The sequence below is a fragment of the Pseudomonas sp. FG36 genome, from assembly GCF_057809275.1.
Genome location: NZ_JBMDJQ010000028.1, coordinates 1 through 14,849, shown reverse-complemented (window position 1 = coordinate 14,849; position 14,849 = coordinate 1). Strand labels below are relative to the sequence as shown.

The window sequence follows — 14,849 nt, the reverse complement described above, 5'->3', positions numbered from 1 at the left end:
GCGGGGCTTTTTCTTTGCCGGCATGGTAACGGCTCTACTGGTGATCCGGGCTTGCCCCGCGATAGAGTCAGTACAGGTTCGGCTCCATCTCCAGCTCGACCCCAAAGCGCTCAAGGATATCCGCCTGGATCCGCCGAGCCAGCCCATGCAACTGCGCCCCGCTCGCCTGGCCGTAGTTGACCAGCACCAGCGACTGCAAACGGTGCACACCGGCATCGCCATCGCGATACCCCTTCCACCCCGCCTGCTCGATCAACCAGCCGGCCGCCAGCTTCACCTGGCCGTCGGCCTGCGGATACGCCACCACGCCAGGATGCTCGGCACGAATGCGCTCGGCCAACGCAGCAGGCACCACAGGATTCTTGAAGAAGCTCCCGGCGTTACCCAGCTCAGCCGGATCCGGCAGCTTTTCCCGACGAATACTGCAGATCGCATCGCTGATCGCCTGCGCGGTCGGCTGCTCGACACCCTGCTCCGCCAGGCGCTGACGCACCGGGCCGTAGTCCAGGTGCGCCTGCAACGACCGGCTCAGCGCAAAGCGCACGCGCAGGATCAGCCAGCGGCCCGGATTGCGCTTGAACAGGCTGTCGCGATAACCGAAGCCGCACGCCTCCAGCGAGAAGTCACGCAGCTCGCCGGTCTCGCGGTCCAGCGCGGTCAAGCCGGCGAACACGTCCTTGATCTCCACGCCATAGGCGCCGACGTTCTGCATCGGCGCAGCGCCGACGGTGCCGGGGATCAGGCTGAGGTTCTCCAGCCCGCACAGACCCTGCTCGAGGCTCCACTGCACGAACGGATGCCAGGGCTCGCCAGCCTCGGCCTCGACCACCACACGCTCGCCGTCGTCGCTGAGCAGGCGCCGCCCACGGCTGGCCATATGCAGCACCAGGGCGTCGACATCGCGAGACAGCAGCAGGTTGCTGCCACCGCCAATGACCAGCACCGGCACCTGCCGCGCAGCGGCCTGGGCCAGTGCCTGGCGGGCCTCGTCGTCGTCATGGGCCTGGGTGAAATAACGGGCACTGACGTCGATGCCGAAAGTGTTGTAGGGCTTGAGCGATACCCGCTCCTGCCAGTTCGCCGTCATAACCGCCCCTTGATTTCCACGACCAGCTCACGGCACGCCGCCTCGATCAGATCCAGGACCTGCTCGAAACCTTCGGCACCGCCGTAGTAAGGGTCAGGCACTTCGTCCAGGGCCGCGCCATAACGGCGCAGGAACAGGTCGAGCTCGCCCGTGGCGTTGTGCGGGCGCAGGGCCTGCAGGTTGCCGAGGTTGCTCTTGTCCATGGCCAGGACCAGGTCGTACTCGGCGAAATGCGCCGCCTTGACCTGCTGGGCGCGCTGGCGCGACAGGTCGTAGCCGCGGGCCAGCGCGGCCTTGCAGGTACGGCTGTCGGGCGCCTTGCCGACATGCCAGTCGCCGGTACCGGCGGAGGCGACGTGCACCACGTCACCGAGGCCGGCGGCCTCGAGCTGATGGCGCAGCACGCCTTCGGCAGTCGGCGAGCGGCAGATATTGCCGAGGCAGACGAACAGAACGCGCATCAGGCCTCCAGCAAGCGCCGCACGCGCTCCAGGTCTTCAGGGGTATCCACGCCCACGGCCGGGGCCTCGATGGCGTCGGCAACGTGGATGCGCACGCCGTGCCACAGGGCACGCAACTGCTCCAGCGACTCGGTCTGCTCCAGCCAGCATGGGCCCCAGGCGACGAAGTCCTGAAGGAAGCCCACGCGGTAGGCGTACATGCCGATATGGCGGCGGTACGGCACGTTTTCGGGCATGCGCTCACGGTCCTTGGCAAACGCGTCGCGGGCCCATGGCAATGGGGCGCGGCTGAAGGTCAGGGCCAGGCCGTTCTTGTCGCTGACCACCTTCACCGCGTTAGGGTTGAAGATGGTTTCCGGCGCGTGGATCGGCTCGGCCAGGGTGGCGATGCCGGCCTCGGGGTGCGCGGCGAGGTTGGCCGCCACCTGGTCGATGATCACCGGCGGAATCAGCGGCTCGTCACCCTGCACGTTGACCACGATGGCATCGGCGGCCAGGCCCAGCTGGGCAGCCACCTCGGCCAGGCGGTCGGTGCCCGACTCGTGGTCGGCGCGGGTCAGCAGTACTTCGGCGCCGAACGCCTGGCAAGCCTCGACGATGCTGGCATCGTCGGTGGCAATGACCACGCGGCTGGCGCCGCTCTTGCGCGCCTGCTCCCACACATGCTGGACCATCGGCTTGCCGGCGATCGCCAGCAGCGGCTTGCCCGGCAGGCGCGTGGAGCGCAGCCGGGCGGGGATCACCACGGTGAAGTCCAGGCTCATTTGTCCAGGCGCTCGTCGTCGGTCAGGGTGCGCGCCTCGCTTTCCAGCATCACCGGGATGCCATCGCGAATCGGATAGGCCAGGCCCGCGCCCTTGCTGATCAGCTCGGTCTTGTCGGCGCTGAGCTTGAGCGGGCCCTTGGTGATCGGGCAGGCCAGGATATCGAGCAGTTTGGTGTCCATGGGAGCTTCCTTGAAACGGAAATTGAAAAAGGCTCAGGGCCGGGGGCGGCCAGGCAGCAGGCGATCGAGCTCGGCGTCGAACCAGGCGACGAACGCCTGCGAGGGTACGGCGTCGACCGCCAGGTACCACCAGTCGTCGGCAGCGAACGGCCGGCATTTCACCGCATCCTTCTCGGTCATCACCAACGGCAGCGGCGGGCTGAACGACAGCACTTCGCGGCTATACGGCGCATGGTCGGCAAAGGGGTGCGGCACCGGCTGCCAGTTTAGCCCCAGCAGGGTGTTGAAGAAACGTTGCGGGTTGCCGATGCCGGCCACGGCGTGCAGCGCCTGGCCAGCGGGAAACAGGTCGAGCTCGCGGCGCTCACCGCTGTGCAGGTTGATCAGCGCCGACGGCTGCAGGCGGAAGGCAAAGCCGTCGTCGCGGTCAGCCTCGGCGCCATTGAACAACACCGCGTCGGCCTCGGCCAGGCGCTCGGCGGGCTCGCGCAACGGGCCGGCAGGCAGGCAGCGACGGTTGCCCAGGCCACGGGCGGCGTCGATCAGGACCAGCTCCAGGTCGCGGGCCAGGCGGTAATGCTGCATGCCGTCGTCGCACAGGATCAGGTCCGGCGCATCGCTGGCCAGCAGCGCCTGCACGGCGCGGGAGCGGTCGGGGTCGATCACCAGCGGCACGCCGGTGCGCTGGACGATCAGCAAAGGCTCGTCGCCGGCCTGATCGGCGAGCTGGTCGGCGGCGACACGCCAGGGATACTGCGGCGGCTTGGCGCCGTAGCCACGGCTGACCACGCCGACCTTCAGCCCCTGCCGGCGGCAGTGCTCGATCAGCCAGAGGATCATCGGTGTCTTGCCGGTACCGCCCACGGTGATATTGCCCACCACGATCACGGGCACCGGGGCGCGGTAGCTGGGGCTGATGCCACTGAGGAAGCGCGCACGCTTGCGCGTCACCACACGACGATACAGCGCCTCCAGCGGGCGCAGCAGGGCCAGCGCCGGGTGCCCGGCATACCAGGCGGCGAGCAGACGGTCGGCGAAGGCCATCAGGGATTGCCCTGCGCGGCCTCGACGGTGGTCATGCGCAACTTGCTGAAGCCGAGCTTGCCGGCCGCATCCATTGCGGTAATCACAGCCTGGTGCGGGGTCTTGCCATCGGCGCTGATCGCCAGCGGCAGGGTGATGTCACCGCCAGACTCCTTCTCGATGGCTTCGGTCAGGGTGGCCAGGTCGCTCTTGGGCAGCAGGTGGTTGTTGACCGAATACACGCCATCGGCACTGATGGTGACTTCGATCAGCTTGCCATCATCGGGCTGCGCGGGCGCGGCACTGCTTGCTTCAGGCAGCTCGACACGCAGCTGGGTCTCGCGGGTGAAGGTGGTGGTGACCACGAAGAACAGCAGCAGCACGAACACCACGTCGATCAACGACGCCAGGTTGATGTCGACGTTCTCGCGCTGGCGATTGCGCCGGAACTTCACGCCTTGCCTCCGGCCACTTCCACTTCGCGGTCGCCCTGCAGCACCTCGACCAGCTTGATCGCCTCCTGCTCCATGCCCACCACCAGCTCATCGATGCGGCGCAGCAGGAAGCGGTGGAAGAACACCGCCGGGATACCGACCATCAGGCCGGCCGCGGTAGTGACCAGGGCCTTGGAGATACCGCCGGCCAGTACCGCGGCGTTGGCGGTCATCTGCGAGCCCATGAAGGCGCTGAAGATGTCGATCATGCCCAGCACGGTGCCCAGCAGGCCCAGCAGCGGGGCCATGGCGGCGATGGTGCCGAGGGTGCTGATGTAGCGCTCCAGCTCGTGGATGACCCGCGAGGCAGCCTCTTCGATGCACTCTTTCATGATCTCGCGGCCATGGCGCGAGTTGGCCAGGCCCGCGGCGAGGATCTCGCCCAGCGGCGAATCGGCGCGCAGCGCCTTGAGTTTGTCACCGGTGAGCTGCTTGTCCTTGATCCACATCCATACCTGGCCCAGCAGGTGCGGCGGGGTGACACGGCTGGCGCGCAAGGTCCACAGGCGCTCGACGACGATCGCCATGGCGACGATGGAGCTCAGGATGATCGGCAGCATCATCCAGCCGCCGGACTTGACCAATTCCCACACAGTAAGCATCCCCTCGGAAAAAGGCCGCCACTCTACCATAGGAGCGCCTGGGGCTCATCTGCCGGAGGTCAGGGAATCGCCCATCGCATGGCAACGTGGGAGCGGGCTTGCCCCGCGATAGCGTCATTTGCCTTCGCGCCAGAACCTGCGCTGCGCACGCCCCTCCACCACCGTACCCTGGCGCCCCAGGCGCAACTCCAGCGCGCCCGCCAGCGCCGTGTCATGCACCTGCACCCCATGCCGCCGATAGCGCTCGATCACCTGCGCATGCGGATGCCCGAAGCCGTTGCTGCGTCCCCGCGAAATCATCACCCCGCGTGGCGCCAGCGCCTTGATGAACGGTTCGGTGGACGACGTGCGGCTGCCGTGGTGCGGCGCCTGCAGCCAATCGACACGCGGATCCTCGCTGGCCGCCAGCCAAGCCCGCTCCGCCGCGGCCTCCATGTCGCCGGCCAGCAGCAGGCGCTCGCCATTGGCCACCACCCGCAGCACGCAGGAACGGTCGTTGCTGGACGTGCCTTGCGGCCAATGCCACAGCTCGAAATCGACCCCATCCCAGCGCCAGCGCTCACCACTTTCGCACAGCGCGGCAGGCGCAAGCCCGGCAACCTCTCCGGCCAGCACCCGCGTCACCGACAGCCCCCGGCGCACCGCCGCTGCCCCGCCGGCATGATCGGCGTGACCATGGCTGACCAGCATCAGGTCAAGGTGCCTAACCCCCAGCCTGCGCAAGGTCGGCAGCACCACGCTCTCGCCCAGGTCGCTGTCCCCATGCGCAGGCCCGGCGTCGTACAGCAGCGCGTGATGACGGGTACGCAGCAGCACCGCCAGGCCCTGGCCGACATCCAGCTGCCACACCTGCACCTGCCCAAGGGGCACCTGCTCGCGCGGCGCCCACAAGGCCAGCAGCATCACCGCGCCCGGCAAGCGCAACGGCACGCCCCGAGGCAGCAACACCAACAGCGCGCCCAACGCGACCAACAGCCAGGCCCACAGCGGCAACGGTTCGGGCAGCCATGCAGGCAACTGCCCCGCAAGCTGCGCCAGCAGGCGAAACAGCCCATCCAGCGAAAGCCCCGCCAGCCACAGCAGCCCCTCCCCCACCCCAGGCAGCGGCAACGTCGCCGTGCCAAGCAAGGCCAGCGGCAGCACCGCGAAACTGATCCAGGGCACCGCCAGCAGGTTGGCCAGCGGCGCCGTCAGGCTGACCGGCAACCCCAGCGCCAGCAGCACCGGCAACAGGCCCACGGCGATTACCCACTGGGCACGGCTCCAGGCCTGCCAGGGCCGCCAGGCGCCGAGCCGGGCAGAGAAGCACAGCATCAGCACGCCAACCGCGGCAAACGACAGCCAGAAACCCGGCAGCAGGCTGGCCAAGGGATTGATCAGCAACACCCCCGACAACGCCAACAGCAACGGCAATGCTGCCCCCAGGTGCCTGAAGCGCAGGCGCCAGAGCAACACCACCGCCAGCATCAGGCAGGCCCGTTGCACCGGTACGCCGAAGCCGGCCAGCCAGCCGTAGCCCAATGCCGCGGCCATGGCCAGGCCACAAGCCCAGGGCAGCCATGGCCAGCGCGATGGCCAGGCGCCCAGCCGCGCCAGGCCCGCGACCAGGCCGTACACCAGCCCGGCCAACAGCCCGATATGCTGGCCGGAGATCACCAACAGGTGCACCGTGCCGGTGGCCTGCAGGGTCTGCCAGTCCTCGCGGGCCAGCCCGGCGCCATCGCCCAGCACCAAGGCCGCCAGCGCCGCCTCGCGGCCGTGGGCATCCACGTTCATCAACCGCTGACGCACGGCATCGCGCCAATCCACCGCAGCCTGCCCGACCTGCTCGCCGGCCTTGACCGAGCCGGTGGCGCCGATACCCCGGGCCAACAACAATGCTTCGCGGTCCGGGCCATGGGGGTTGAGCAGCCCGTGGGGCTGGCGCAAATTTGCCGCCAGGCGCCAGCGCTCACCGGCGCGCAATTCGGGCCCGGCGAACCAGCTCAGTTGCAGGCGCCTGGGCAATTGCGCCCGGCGCGACTCAGGATGCTCCAGCTCGAAACGCACGCCACGCTCCGTGCGGGTCGGCAGCCCCACCACCCGCCCCTCCAACCACAGCGTGCGCCCATCCAGCGCCGGGGCCAGGCGATCATCCAGCGCCTGCTGCGCCGACCAGCAGGCCCAGCAGCCACCCAGCACGAACCAGCCCAGCGGCCAGGCCCGCGTGCGCAGACAGGCCAAGGCCAGCAACAGCAACGGAATCAGCCACCCGACCGGCGGCAAAACGGGCAAAAAGCGCAGGCTCAACAGCCCGAGCACCAGCGCCAGCATCCCTGTGCGCATGAGATAGAGCTCCAGAAGCGATCACGACCCCTGAGGCTTAGCCGATTGGCGGGGAAACCCTGCTAATCAATTGTCACAAACTCTGAACGAGGCTGCGTTTCAATCAGGGCATACTGACGCCCTTCAACCCTGCCGGGAGCCCACATGCCGCGCCGTCTGTTCAAACGCTACATGCCGGACCCGACCAGCATCCGCGAACATAAATCCTTACGCTTCTTCGGCAAGCTGCTGCACGACCCCAACCTCTGGCACCTGAATCGCCATTCGGTGGCGCGGGCCATGGGCGTCGGCCTGTTCGCCGCGCTCATTCCCATCCCCATGCAGATGCTGCTGGCCGCCGCGCTGGCCATTCCCGTGCGCGGCAACCTGCCGATCGCGGTGAGCCTGGTGTGGCTGACCAACCCGCTGACCATGCCGCCGGTGTTCTTCGTCACCTACATGACCGGTGCCTGGCTGCTGCAGGTGCCGCCACGCACGCTGCCCGAGTCGATCACCGTCGACTGGGTCACCGAGCAGTTGGCGACGATCTGGCAACCGTTCCTGCTCGGCTCGGTGGTGTGCGGGGTGGTGCTGGGCGTGCTCGCCTACTTCACCACCATGGGCTACTGGCGCTGGTGGGTGGGCCGGCAGTGGCGCCGGCGCCAGTGTCGCTGCGCCGCCACCCCCACCCAGAGTTCAGGGGGCTCAGGCGCGCATGCCGCGGCCGCTGACCAGCAGGCGCACGCACAGCAGGTAGAGCACCGCGGTGGCCACCAGCATGAAGCTGATCGCCGTGCCAATACTGATATCCGACACCCCTAGGATGCCGTAGCGGAACGAGTTGACCATGTGCAGCACCGGGTTTGCCAGCGACACGGTCTGCCAGAACGGCGGCAGCAGGTTGATCGAGTAGAACACCCCGCCCAGGTAGGTCAGCGGTGTCAGCACGAAAGTCGGGATGATCGAGATATCGTCGAAGTTGCGGGCGAACACCGCGTTGACGAAGCCCAGCAGCGAGAAGATGGTCGCGGTCAGCAGCACCACGATGACCGTCACCCCCAGGTGGTGCACCTGCAGATGGGTGAAGAACAGCGACAGGAAGGTCACGATCACCCCCACTGCCAAGCCACGCAACACGCCGCCCAGCACATAGCCGATCAAGATGGTGTGCGGCGACACCGGCGACACCATCAGCTCCTCGATGGAGCGCTGGAACTTGCTGCCGAAGAAGCTCGATACCACGTTGCCATAGGAGTTGGTGATCACCGACATCATGATCAGCCCCGGCACGATGTACTCCATGTAGGTGAAGCCGCCCATGTCGCCGATCTGCCGGCCGATCAGGTTACCGAAGATCACGAAGTACAGGACCATGGTGATCGCCGGCGGCAGCAGGGTCTGCGGCCAGATGCGCAGGAAGCGCCGCACTTCGCGGTAGACGATGGTGTTCAGGGCGACCCAGTTGGTGCGCAGTTCCACACTCATACGGCCACCTTCGACAGGTTCTTTTCCACCAGGGACACGAACAGCTCCTCGAGTCGGTTGGTCTTGTTGCGCAGGCTCTGCACCTCGATGCTCTTCAGCGCCAGCTGGCCGAACAGCGCGGTGATGCCGATGTCCTTGTCCACCTGCACCTCCAGCGTGTGCGGGGTGATCAGCCGGCACGGGTAGCCCTGCAGCTCAGGCGCGGCGGGCAGGTCGTGGCGCAGGTCAAGGACGAAGGTCTCGACATGCAGCTTGCCCAGCAGCTGGCGCATGCTGGTGTTCTCGACGATGGTGCCGTGGTCGATGATGCCGATGTTGCGGCACAGCTGCTCGGCCTCTTCGAGGTAGTGAGTGGTGAGAATGATGGTGATGCCTTTCTGGTTGAGCTCGGTGAGGAAGCTCCACATCGAACGGCGCAGTTCGATGTCCACCCCCGCAGTCGGTTCGTCGAGGATCAGCAGGCGCGGCTCGTGGATCAGCGCCCGGGCGATCATCAGCCGGCGCTTCATGCCACCGGACAGCGAGCGCGAAGGCACGTCGCGCTTGTCCCACAGGCCCAGCTGCGTGAGGTACTGCTCGGCGCGCTCCTTGGCCACCTTGGGCGGGATACCGTAGTAGCCGGCCTGGGTGACGACGATGTCGAAGGTCTTCTCGAACTGGTTGAAGTTGAACTCCTGGGGCACCACGCCCAGGCAGCGCTTGAGCGCCGCGGGCGACCGGTCCAGGTCGTTGCCGAACACGTTGACCGTGCCGCTGGTCTTGTTCACCAGGGTCGAGAGAATGCCGATGGTGGTGGACTTGCCGGCGCCGTTGGGGCCGAGCAAGGCGAAGAAGTCGCCTTCGGCAACATCCAGGTCGATGCCCTTGAGGGCCTGGAAGCCGTTGCCGTAGGTCTTGGTCAGCTGTCGAATGGACAGGGCGGAACTCATGGCGGGTCAGGTACCGATGAAAAAGGTTCGGGACACGCCAGGCAAAGACACTGGCGCAGTGAGTGCGGCCATGGTGCAAGGCCCGGCCGCACAAGTACAGTCACATGTATCGATAGTGACTATCGAAGTGGCGTCACGTCAGGGCGGTCATCACCGCCGCCTGGTAGGCCGGGCGTTGCTTGAGGCGCTCGTACCAGGCTTCGAGGTGATACATGGCCGGGCGTTCAATCGGCATTTCGAACCAGGCGTAGATGAAGCTGCCCAGGGGGATGTCGCCCATGCCGATCTGCTCGCCCGAGAGGTACGGCTGCTTGGCCAGGGTCTCGTCGGCGATGGCCAGCAACTGGGCGCATTGCTTGTGCGCGGCGTTGATCGCCACCCAGTCGCGCTGGTCCTCGGGGGTGCGCAGCAGGCCCCAGAACAGCGGGCGGAAGGGGCCGGCGAAGGACGAGGTGGTCCAGTCCATCCACTTGTCCGCCAGGGCGCGCTGGCGCGGGTCGTCCAGGTACCAGCCCTGCTCTGCACCGTACTCGGCGCACAGGTAGCGCACGATGGTGTTGGACTCCCACAGCACCAGGTCGCCGTCTTCGAGCATGGGCACCAGGCCGTTGGGGTTCAGGGCCCGGTAGTGCGGTTCGTTGACCACGCCGAAGGCGCCGCCGGCATCGATGGACTCGAAGTCCAGGCCCAGCTCGTGGGCGATCCACAACGCCTTGCGCACATTGCTCGAATTCTTGCGGCCCCAGATCTTCAGCATGGCAACGTCCTTATGAATGCGGGAGGTGGGACAGTCTACTCCAAGCGTTGGGCGGTGCCAGTGAAACCGGGGGCCGCTGCGCAGCACTATCGCCGGCAAGCCGGCTCCCACAAAGAGCAGGCGCGTACAGGCCCTGTGGGAGCCGGCTTGCCGGCGAAAGGGGCGCGCAGCGCCCCCGCGATCTGTCAGATATCTCCGAACCTGAAACCAAATGCTTCAGCCAGCAAAGCTTGGGAACTATCCTACGCGCTTGCCGGAAGCCGCCGCGTTGTCGGAGAAATACCCCGGGGATACCTTCACCGGGTCGCCACATTTGGTGACCGGGCGTGAGAAACCCGACTACATATGACAACCAGCGGCTTCGTCATGGTGGCCGTGTGCGGGCAGACTTCGGTCTGACCGGGTTTGTCCTATGTCCCGGTTTTCTCACCTCGTACACGGCCGCCACCCTGACCTCGTGAGAAAGGACCTGAATGGCGGTTTCAATGACCGCATAGGACTCTCTACCATGAAAAAAATCGTCCCAGACCCACCCCGCCTCGCCCCCTTCATCAGCATCCGCCCCACCCTCACCCGCGAAGAAGCCATGTCCGCCGCCGTCGAAGTGGCCACCGCCATTTCCGACGTCCTCGACATCTACTTCAAGACCGAGCCCGGCGAAACCCAGGACCGCCTGTTCACCGCCAGCGACTACCTCGGCCAGCTCGCCTGCGCCCTGCTCGAGCACAAGCCACAGGTGCAACCATGAGCCGCGGCCATACCGCAGGCCGCACCACCTGCCTGGACCTGTTCAAGATCGAGCCGGGCGTTACCTTCGAGGATGCCTTCAGCGAGCTGTCGGTGCTGCTCGGCTGCATTCGCCACCTGACCTGCGAGGCGGAAATGGAGGGCGACCTGCTGGCCGGCAGCTCGGCGCGCATCCTCAGCGCCATGGCCAAGGCGCTGATCGATGACATGGAGCTGGGGTTGAACAGAAGCAAATGATCCCCGGGGCTGCTTTGCGGCCCCGGGATCCATCAACACCACCGAACTCCCGCTACAGAACCCGGTCAGTCTTCTAAGCAGGCCATCCACCCCGGCGCGTCTAAGCTCTGTGGGTTGGCCTAACGCCCGCTTCCAAGGAGGAAGAATCATGTTGCTGTTGTGGTTGCTGGTCCTGGTGCTTGGCGCCGCGTATCTCCTGCACCGGCGCCTGGCGCCCCTGCAGATCCTCGCGGCCATCGCCGCCTATACCCTGCTGATGGGCATCTTCAGCACCGCGCCAGGCTGGCTGCTGGCGCTGATCTGGGTGGTGATCGCCGCCAAGGCGGCCTTCTTCGCCCTGCCGGAGCTGCGCCGCAAACTGTTCACCGCGCCGATGTTCAGCTGGTTCCAGCGCACCCTGCCGCCGATGTCACCCACCGAGCGCGAAGCCATCGATGCCGGCACCGTGTGGTGGGACGGCCACCTGTTCAGCGGCCGCCCCGACTGGGACACCCTGCTCGACTACCCCGCGCCCAAGCTCAGCGAGGAAGAACAGGCCTTCATCGACGGCCCCACCGAGCAACTGTGCGCCATGGTCAGCGACTGGCAGATCGGCCAGGACCTCGACCTGCCGCCGCAGGCCTGGGATTTCATCAAGCAGCACGGCTTCTTCGCCCTGATCATCCCCAAGGAATACGGTGGCCAGGGCTTCTCGGCCTACGCCCACTCGCAGGTGGCGATGAAACTGGCCACCCGCAGCGGCGACCTGGCCTCCACGGTGATGGTGCCCAACTCCCTGGGCCCGGCCGAGCTGCTGCTGCACTACGGCACCGAGGCGCAACGCAACCACTACCTGCCGCGCCTGGCCCGCGGCGACGATATCCCCTGCTTCGCCCTCACAGGCCCCCTGGCCGGCTCCGACGCCGGCGCCATGCCCGATACCGGCGTCATCTGCAAAGGCCAGTGGCAAGGCGAGGAAGTCATCGGCCTGCGCCTGAACTGGGAGAAGCGCTACATTACCCTCGGCCCGGTGGCCACCCTGCTGGGCCTGGCCTTCAAGGCCTACGACCCCGAGCACCTGCTGGGTGAGCAGGCCGAGCTGGGCATCAGCCTGGCGTTGATCCCCACCGACCTGCCGGGCGTGGAAATCGGCCAACGCCACCTGCCCCTGGGCGCGGCGTTCATGAACGGGCCCAACAGCGGCAAGGATGTGTTCGTGCCGTTGGACTGCCTGATCGGCGGCCAGGAAATGCTCGGCAAGGGCTGGATGATGCTGATGAACTGCCTGTCGGTGGGCCGCTCCATCTCCCTGCCCGCAGTCGGCACCGGCGCGGCCAAGTACACCAGCCTGGTCACCGGCCAGTACGCCCGGGTGCGCGAACAGTTCAACGTGCCACTGGCCGCCTTCGAGGGCATCCAGGAGTCGCTGGCGCGCATCGGCGGCAACGCCTGGCTGATGGACAGCGCCCGCCTGCTCACCGCCCAGGCCGTGGACCTGGGCGAAAAACCCTCGGTGTTGTCGGCGATCCTCAAGTACCACCTCACCGAGCGCGGTCGCGAATGCATCCAGCACGCCATGGACGTGCACGGCGGCAAGGGCATCATCATGGGCCCGAACAACTACCTGGGTCGCAACTGGCAAGGCGCACCGATCTTCATCACCGTCGAGGGCGCCAACATTCTCTCGCGCAACCTGATGATCTTTGGCCAGGGCGCCATCCGCTGCCACCCGTTCGTGCTCAGGGAAATGGCCCTGGCGGGGCGCGAGGACCATGACCAGGCGCTCAAAGAGTTCGACGACCTGCTGATGCAGCACATCCTGTTCGCCGCCGGCAACGCCGCCAGCACCCTGGTGCTGGGGTTGGGCCTGGGGCATTTCGAGAAGGTCCCGGGCGACGCCCTGAGCCAAGGCTACTTCCGCGCCCTCAACCGCCAGGCGGCGGCCTTCGCCCTGCTGGCCGACCTGTCGATGATGCTGCTGGGCGGTGCGCTCAAGCGCCGCGAACGCCTGAGCGCCCGGCTGGGCGATGTGCTCAGCTACCTGTACCTGTCCAGCGCCGCGCTCAAGCGCTACCACGATCTGGGCTCGCCCGAGCACCTGCGCCCGTTGTTGCGCTGGGCGCTGGAGGAAAACCTGGGCCAGGCGGAAAAGGCGCTCGCCGCGCTGCTCGACAACTTCCCCAACCGCTTCATCGGCTGCGCCCTGCGCGTGCTGGTGTTCCCATTTGGCCGCAGGCATACCGGACCAAGCGATGAGCTGGATGCCGAGGTGGCGGCGCTGATCGGCCGGGGCAAAGGCGACCCGGCGCTGGAAGCAGTGCTGGAGGGCTGCTTCAGGCCTCAGGCCGAAGGCGACCCGGTGGCCGCGCTACAGACGGCCTGTGACCTGCTGGACGATGTGGCCCCGCTGCACAAGGCGCTGCATCAGGCGGTCAAGGAAGGCAAGGTGCAGGCGGCAGCCGGGCAATCGGTGATCGACGCCGCCATCGAAGCGGGTGTGCTGCAGGCGGAGGAAGGCCAGCGCCTGCATCAAGCCGAGCAGGCACGCCGGGTAGTTATCGATGTGGATGCGTTCGACAAGGAAGTGCTATTGCCCGAGGCAGGCAAAGTGCGCTGAACATTCATCGACTGTATCGCGGGGCAAGCCCGCTCCCACCAATCGCACATTTGGCGTGGGAGCGGCGGTGCGCCGATGCGGCTTGCCCCGCGATGAGGCCAGCACAGGCGGCTACGCTGCCAGCCTATGCAAAACCGGCGTATACTCCGCCCCCCGTTTCAACCACCGAGGAGCGCCGCCATGGCCAACCCCCACCTGGAATACCACCTGCAACTGCTCCACCACCTGCGCACCATCCTGGCTGCGCTGGGTGAAGCCGAACAGGTCCCGGAGGAAAGCCACGCCCTGTTCCTCGAGCGCTTCGACGAACTGCTCACCCTGCTGCCGCAGGACCCGCTGCAAAGCCAATACCTGGGCCAGGACCTGATCTGCCAGGTGATCCAGCGCTATCCGCAGATCGCCCACCTGGTGCCGCGTGATTTGCTGTGGTTCTTTGGTGGCGATTGCCTGCACTTCATGCCGGATGAAGAGCTGGAGCTTTACCAGACGCTAGAAGAGCGCCGGTACGAAGCAGAGCAGAGCGGTGAAGCGTTTGATTGGCATCAAGAAAAGCAACTGCTAGCCAAACCTGCTCAGGGTGATATTCACTGATCTGGTATAGATGCATCCCGGCCTGATCTGGGCCGGGAACCCCAATCGCCATAGCAGGGCAAGTGAACTCACTCTGACAAATCACGATCTAGCAAGTCAGGGGAAATACTAGCCTTGTCCCCAAAAAAATGATGCGCCGAAGAAAATAAGAACTCGGCTTCCAGTCGAAGTCGCTCTACCTGCGAAGGGGGGTGCTGCCCTTTACTTTCTTCATAACGCCTCCACGCATCGACCGCCCGTTTACATATCTCCAGCTGGACTTCCAAATCCGTCTTTCCGATCGTCACGGTCATTGCTCCTTCCTTGTTCAAGGGAGAATGGAATCAGGTGCGCCCAACATTCTCCCCTGACAGAGTAAACTGATGGAGCGAGTACGAACGAACATCGGGCTCGTAACGAGTAGCACCATGCCGTTGTACGCCTCCAGACGACATTAGCCAACTAGTAAAATTGATAGGTATGCCGAGCCAGCTCGCCCCAAAAACCAACCATACGAGCAAAAAAAAACGCCACTTCAAACGAAGTGGCGTTTTCAATTTGGAGCGGGAAACGAGACTCGAACTCGCGACCCCGACCTTGGCAAGGTCGTG

Annotated in this window: 17 protein-coding genes; 5 read left to right on the top strand and 12 right to left on the bottom strand. The window is 66.1% G+C overall.

Annotated features, from left to right (window positions below):
- Positions 1 to 67 precede the first annotated feature (67 nt).
- The 8 genes from murB to ACODS9_RS19680 form a co-directional block, all read right to left on the bottom strand.
- Positions 68 to 1,087 carry a UDP-N-acetylmuramate dehydrogenase gene (gene murB, locus ACODS9_RS19715; protein WP_489094551.1) on the bottom strand — a complete coding sequence of 340 codons (1,020 nt, stop codon included), beginning with the start codon at positions 1,085 to 1,087 and terminating at the stop codon, positions 68 to 70.
- Complete coding sequence (locus tag ACODS9_RS19710) at positions 1,084 to 1,548, bottom strand: low molecular weight protein-tyrosine-phosphatase (RefSeq protein ID WP_038705674.1); 465 nt, start codon at positions 1,546 to 1,548, stop codon at positions 1,084 to 1,086. Before ACODS9_RS19710 ends, murB begins: the two co-directional genes overlap by 4 nt.
- Positions 1,548 to 2,312, bottom strand: coding sequence for a 3-deoxy-manno-octulosonate cytidylyltransferase (gene kdsB, locus ACODS9_RS19705; protein WP_401110017.1), 765 nt, complete (start codon positions 2,310 to 2,312; stop codon positions 1,548 to 1,550). Before kdsB ends, ACODS9_RS19710 begins: the two co-directional genes overlap by 1 nt.
- On the bottom strand, positions 2,309 to 2,494 hold the full coding sequence (locus ACODS9_RS19700) for a Trm112 family protein (RefSeq protein WP_003247142.1): 186 nt from the start codon (positions 2,492 to 2,494) through the stop codon (positions 2,309 to 2,311). Before ACODS9_RS19700 ends, kdsB begins: the two co-directional genes overlap by 4 nt.
- Positions 2,495 to 2,527: 33 nt before the next feature.
- Positions 2,528 to 3,538 carry a tetraacyldisaccharide 4'-kinase gene (lpxK, locus tag ACODS9_RS19695; protein WP_489094550.1) on the bottom strand — a complete coding sequence of 337 codons (1,011 nt, stop codon included), beginning with the start codon at positions 3,536 to 3,538 and terminating at the stop codon, positions 2,528 to 2,530.
- Positions 3,538 to 3,972 carry an ExbD/TolR family protein gene (locus tag ACODS9_RS19690; protein WP_023632003.1) on the bottom strand — a complete coding sequence of 145 codons (435 nt, stop codon included), beginning with the start codon at positions 3,970 to 3,972 and terminating at the stop codon, positions 3,538 to 3,540. Before ACODS9_RS19690 ends, lpxK begins: the two co-directional genes overlap by 1 nt.
- Positions 3,969 to 4,604, bottom strand: coding sequence for a MotA/TolQ/ExbB proton channel family protein (locus tag ACODS9_RS19685; RefSeq protein ID WP_046856543.1), 636 nt, complete (start codon positions 4,602 to 4,604; stop codon positions 3,969 to 3,971). Before ACODS9_RS19685 ends, ACODS9_RS19690 begins: the two co-directional genes overlap by 4 nt.
- Positions 4,605 to 4,727: 123 nt before the next feature.
- Positions 4,728 to 6,938 (bottom strand): DNA internalization-related competence protein ComEC/Rec2, encoded by a 2,211-nt coding sequence (locus tag ACODS9_RS19680; RefSeq protein ID WP_489094549.1) that lies wholly within the window; start codon positions 6,936 to 6,938, stop codon positions 4,728 to 4,730.
- Positions 6,939 to 7,082: 144 nt separating this feature from the next.
- On the opposite strand from ACODS9_RS19680, the gene ACODS9_RS19675 reads away from it, so the two are divergent.
- A complete protein-coding gene (locus ACODS9_RS19675) occupies positions 7,083 to 7,739 on the top strand; it encodes a DUF2062 domain-containing protein (RefSeq protein ID WP_367856706.1) in 657 nt (218 codons plus the stop codon).
- Here ACODS9_RS19675 and ACODS9_RS19670 read toward each other — a convergent pair.
- The 3 genes from ACODS9_RS19670 to ACODS9_RS19660 all read right to left on the bottom strand — a co-directional run bounded on the left by ACODS9_RS19670 (position 7,623) and on the right by ACODS9_RS19660 (position 10,088).
- Entirely contained in the window at positions 7,623 to 8,402 is a 780-nt protein-coding gene (locus ACODS9_RS19670; RefSeq protein ID WP_489094548.1) for an ABC transporter permease, read from the bottom strand. The genes ACODS9_RS19675 and ACODS9_RS19670 overlap by 117 nt on opposite strands.
- Positions 8,399 to 9,331, bottom strand: a complete 933-nt coding sequence (locus tag ACODS9_RS19665; protein ID WP_489094547.1) for an ABC transporter ATP-binding protein — start codon at positions 9,329 to 9,331, stop codon at positions 8,399 to 8,401. Before ACODS9_RS19665 ends, ACODS9_RS19670 begins: the two co-directional genes overlap by 4 nt.
- Positions 9,332 to 9,464: 133 nt before the next feature.
- Positions 9,465 to 10,088 (bottom strand): glutathione S-transferase, encoded by a 624-nt coding sequence (locus ACODS9_RS19660; protein ID WP_046856547.1) that lies wholly within the window; start codon positions 10,086 to 10,088, stop codon positions 9,465 to 9,467.
- Between the two features lie 508 nt (positions 10,089 to 10,596).
- Here ACODS9_RS19660 and ACODS9_RS19655 point away from each other — a divergent pair.
- From ACODS9_RS19655 to ACODS9_RS19640, 4 genes are all read left to right on the top strand, one after another.
- Complete coding sequence (locus ACODS9_RS19655) at positions 10,597 to 10,836, top strand: hypothetical protein (protein ID WP_046856548.1); 240 nt, start codon at positions 10,597 to 10,599, stop codon at positions 10,834 to 10,836.
- Positions 10,833 to 11,072 (top strand): DUF3077 domain-containing protein, encoded by a 240-nt coding sequence (locus ACODS9_RS19650; protein WP_046856549.1) that lies wholly within the window; start codon positions 10,833 to 10,835, stop codon positions 11,070 to 11,072. The genes ACODS9_RS19655 and ACODS9_RS19650 overlap by 4 nt, the downstream gene beginning before the upstream one ends.
- Before the next feature lie 148 nt (positions 11,073 to 11,220).
- The gene (locus ACODS9_RS19645) at positions 11,221 to 13,668 is read left to right on the top strand and encodes an acyl-CoA dehydrogenase (protein ID WP_489094546.1); all 2,448 of its coding nucleotides are present in this window, start codon (positions 11,221 to 11,223) and stop codon (positions 13,666 to 13,668) included.
- Between the two features lie 180 nt (positions 13,669 to 13,848).
- Positions 13,849 to 14,259 carry a PA2817 family protein gene (locus ACODS9_RS19640; RefSeq protein ID WP_023630023.1) on the top strand — a complete coding sequence of 137 codons (411 nt, stop codon included), beginning with the start codon at positions 13,849 to 13,851 and terminating at the stop codon, positions 14,257 to 14,259.
- Positions 14,260 to 14,327: 68 nt separating this feature from the next.
- Here the strand turns inward: ACODS9_RS19640 and ACODS9_RS19635 are convergent, their stop codons facing one another.
- Positions 14,328 to 14,552 (bottom strand): hypothetical protein, encoded by a 225-nt coding sequence (locus ACODS9_RS19635; protein WP_102685483.1) that lies wholly within the window; start codon positions 14,550 to 14,552, stop codon positions 14,328 to 14,330.
- Positions 14,553 to 14,849: the final 297 nt, after the last annotated feature.

Bases quoted from the DNA above. Each gene is read 5' to 3' on its own strand.
- ACODS9_RS19635 (WP_102685483.1), bottom strand. From the start codon at position 14,552: ATGACCGTGACGATCGGAAAGACGGATTTGGAAGTCCAGCTGGAGATA.
- ACODS9_RS19645 (WP_489094546.1), top strand. From the start codon at position 11,221: ATGTTGCTGTTGTGGTTGCTGGTCCTGGTGCTTGGCGCCGCGTATCTC.
- kdsB (WP_401110017.1), bottom strand. From the start codon at position 2,312: ATGAGCCTGGACTTCACCGTGGTGATCCCCGCCCGGCTGCGCTCCACG.
- ACODS9_RS19670 (WP_489094548.1), bottom strand. From the start codon at position 8,402: ATGAGTGTGGAACTGCGCACCAACTGGGTCGCCCTGAACACCATCGTC.
- ACODS9_RS19710 (WP_038705674.1), bottom strand. From the start codon at position 1,548: ATGCGCGTTCTGTTCGTCTGCCTCGGCAATATCTGCCGCTCGCCGACT.
- ACODS9_RS19640 (WP_023630023.1), top strand. From the start codon at position 13,849: ATGGCCAACCCCCACCTGGAATACCACCTGCAACTGCTCCACCACCTG.
- ACODS9_RS19655 (WP_046856548.1), top strand. From the start codon at position 10,597: ATGAAAAAAATCGTCCCAGACCCACCCCGCCTCGCCCCCTTCATCAGC.
- murB (WP_489094551.1), bottom strand. From the start codon at position 1,087: ATGACGGCGAACTGGCAGGAGCGGGTATCGCTCAAGCCCTACAACACT.
- ACODS9_RS19700 (WP_003247142.1), bottom strand. From the start codon at position 2,494: ATGGACACCAAACTGCTCGATATCCTGGCCTGCCCGATCACCAAGGGC.
- ACODS9_RS19665 (WP_489094547.1), bottom strand. From the start codon at position 9,331: ATGAGTTCCGCCCTGTCCATTCGACAGCTGACCAAGACCTACGGCAAC.
- ACODS9_RS19675 (WP_367856706.1), top strand. From the start codon at position 7,083: ATGCCGCGCCGTCTGTTCAAACGCTACATGCCGGACCCGACCAGCATC.
- lpxK (WP_489094550.1), bottom strand. From the start codon at position 3,538: ATGGCCTTCGCCGACCGTCTGCTCGCCGCCTGGTATGCCGGGCACCCG.
- ACODS9_RS19660 (WP_046856547.1), bottom strand. From the start codon at position 10,088: ATGCTGAAGATCTGGGGCCGCAAGAATTCGAGCAATGTGCGCAAGGCG.
- ACODS9_RS19680 (WP_489094549.1), bottom strand. From the start codon at position 6,938: ATGCGCACAGGGATGCTGGCGCTGGTGCTCGGGCTGTTGAGCCTGCGC.
- ACODS9_RS19650 (WP_046856549.1), top strand. From the start codon at position 10,833: ATGAGCCGCGGCCATACCGCAGGCCGCACCACCTGCCTGGACCTGTTC.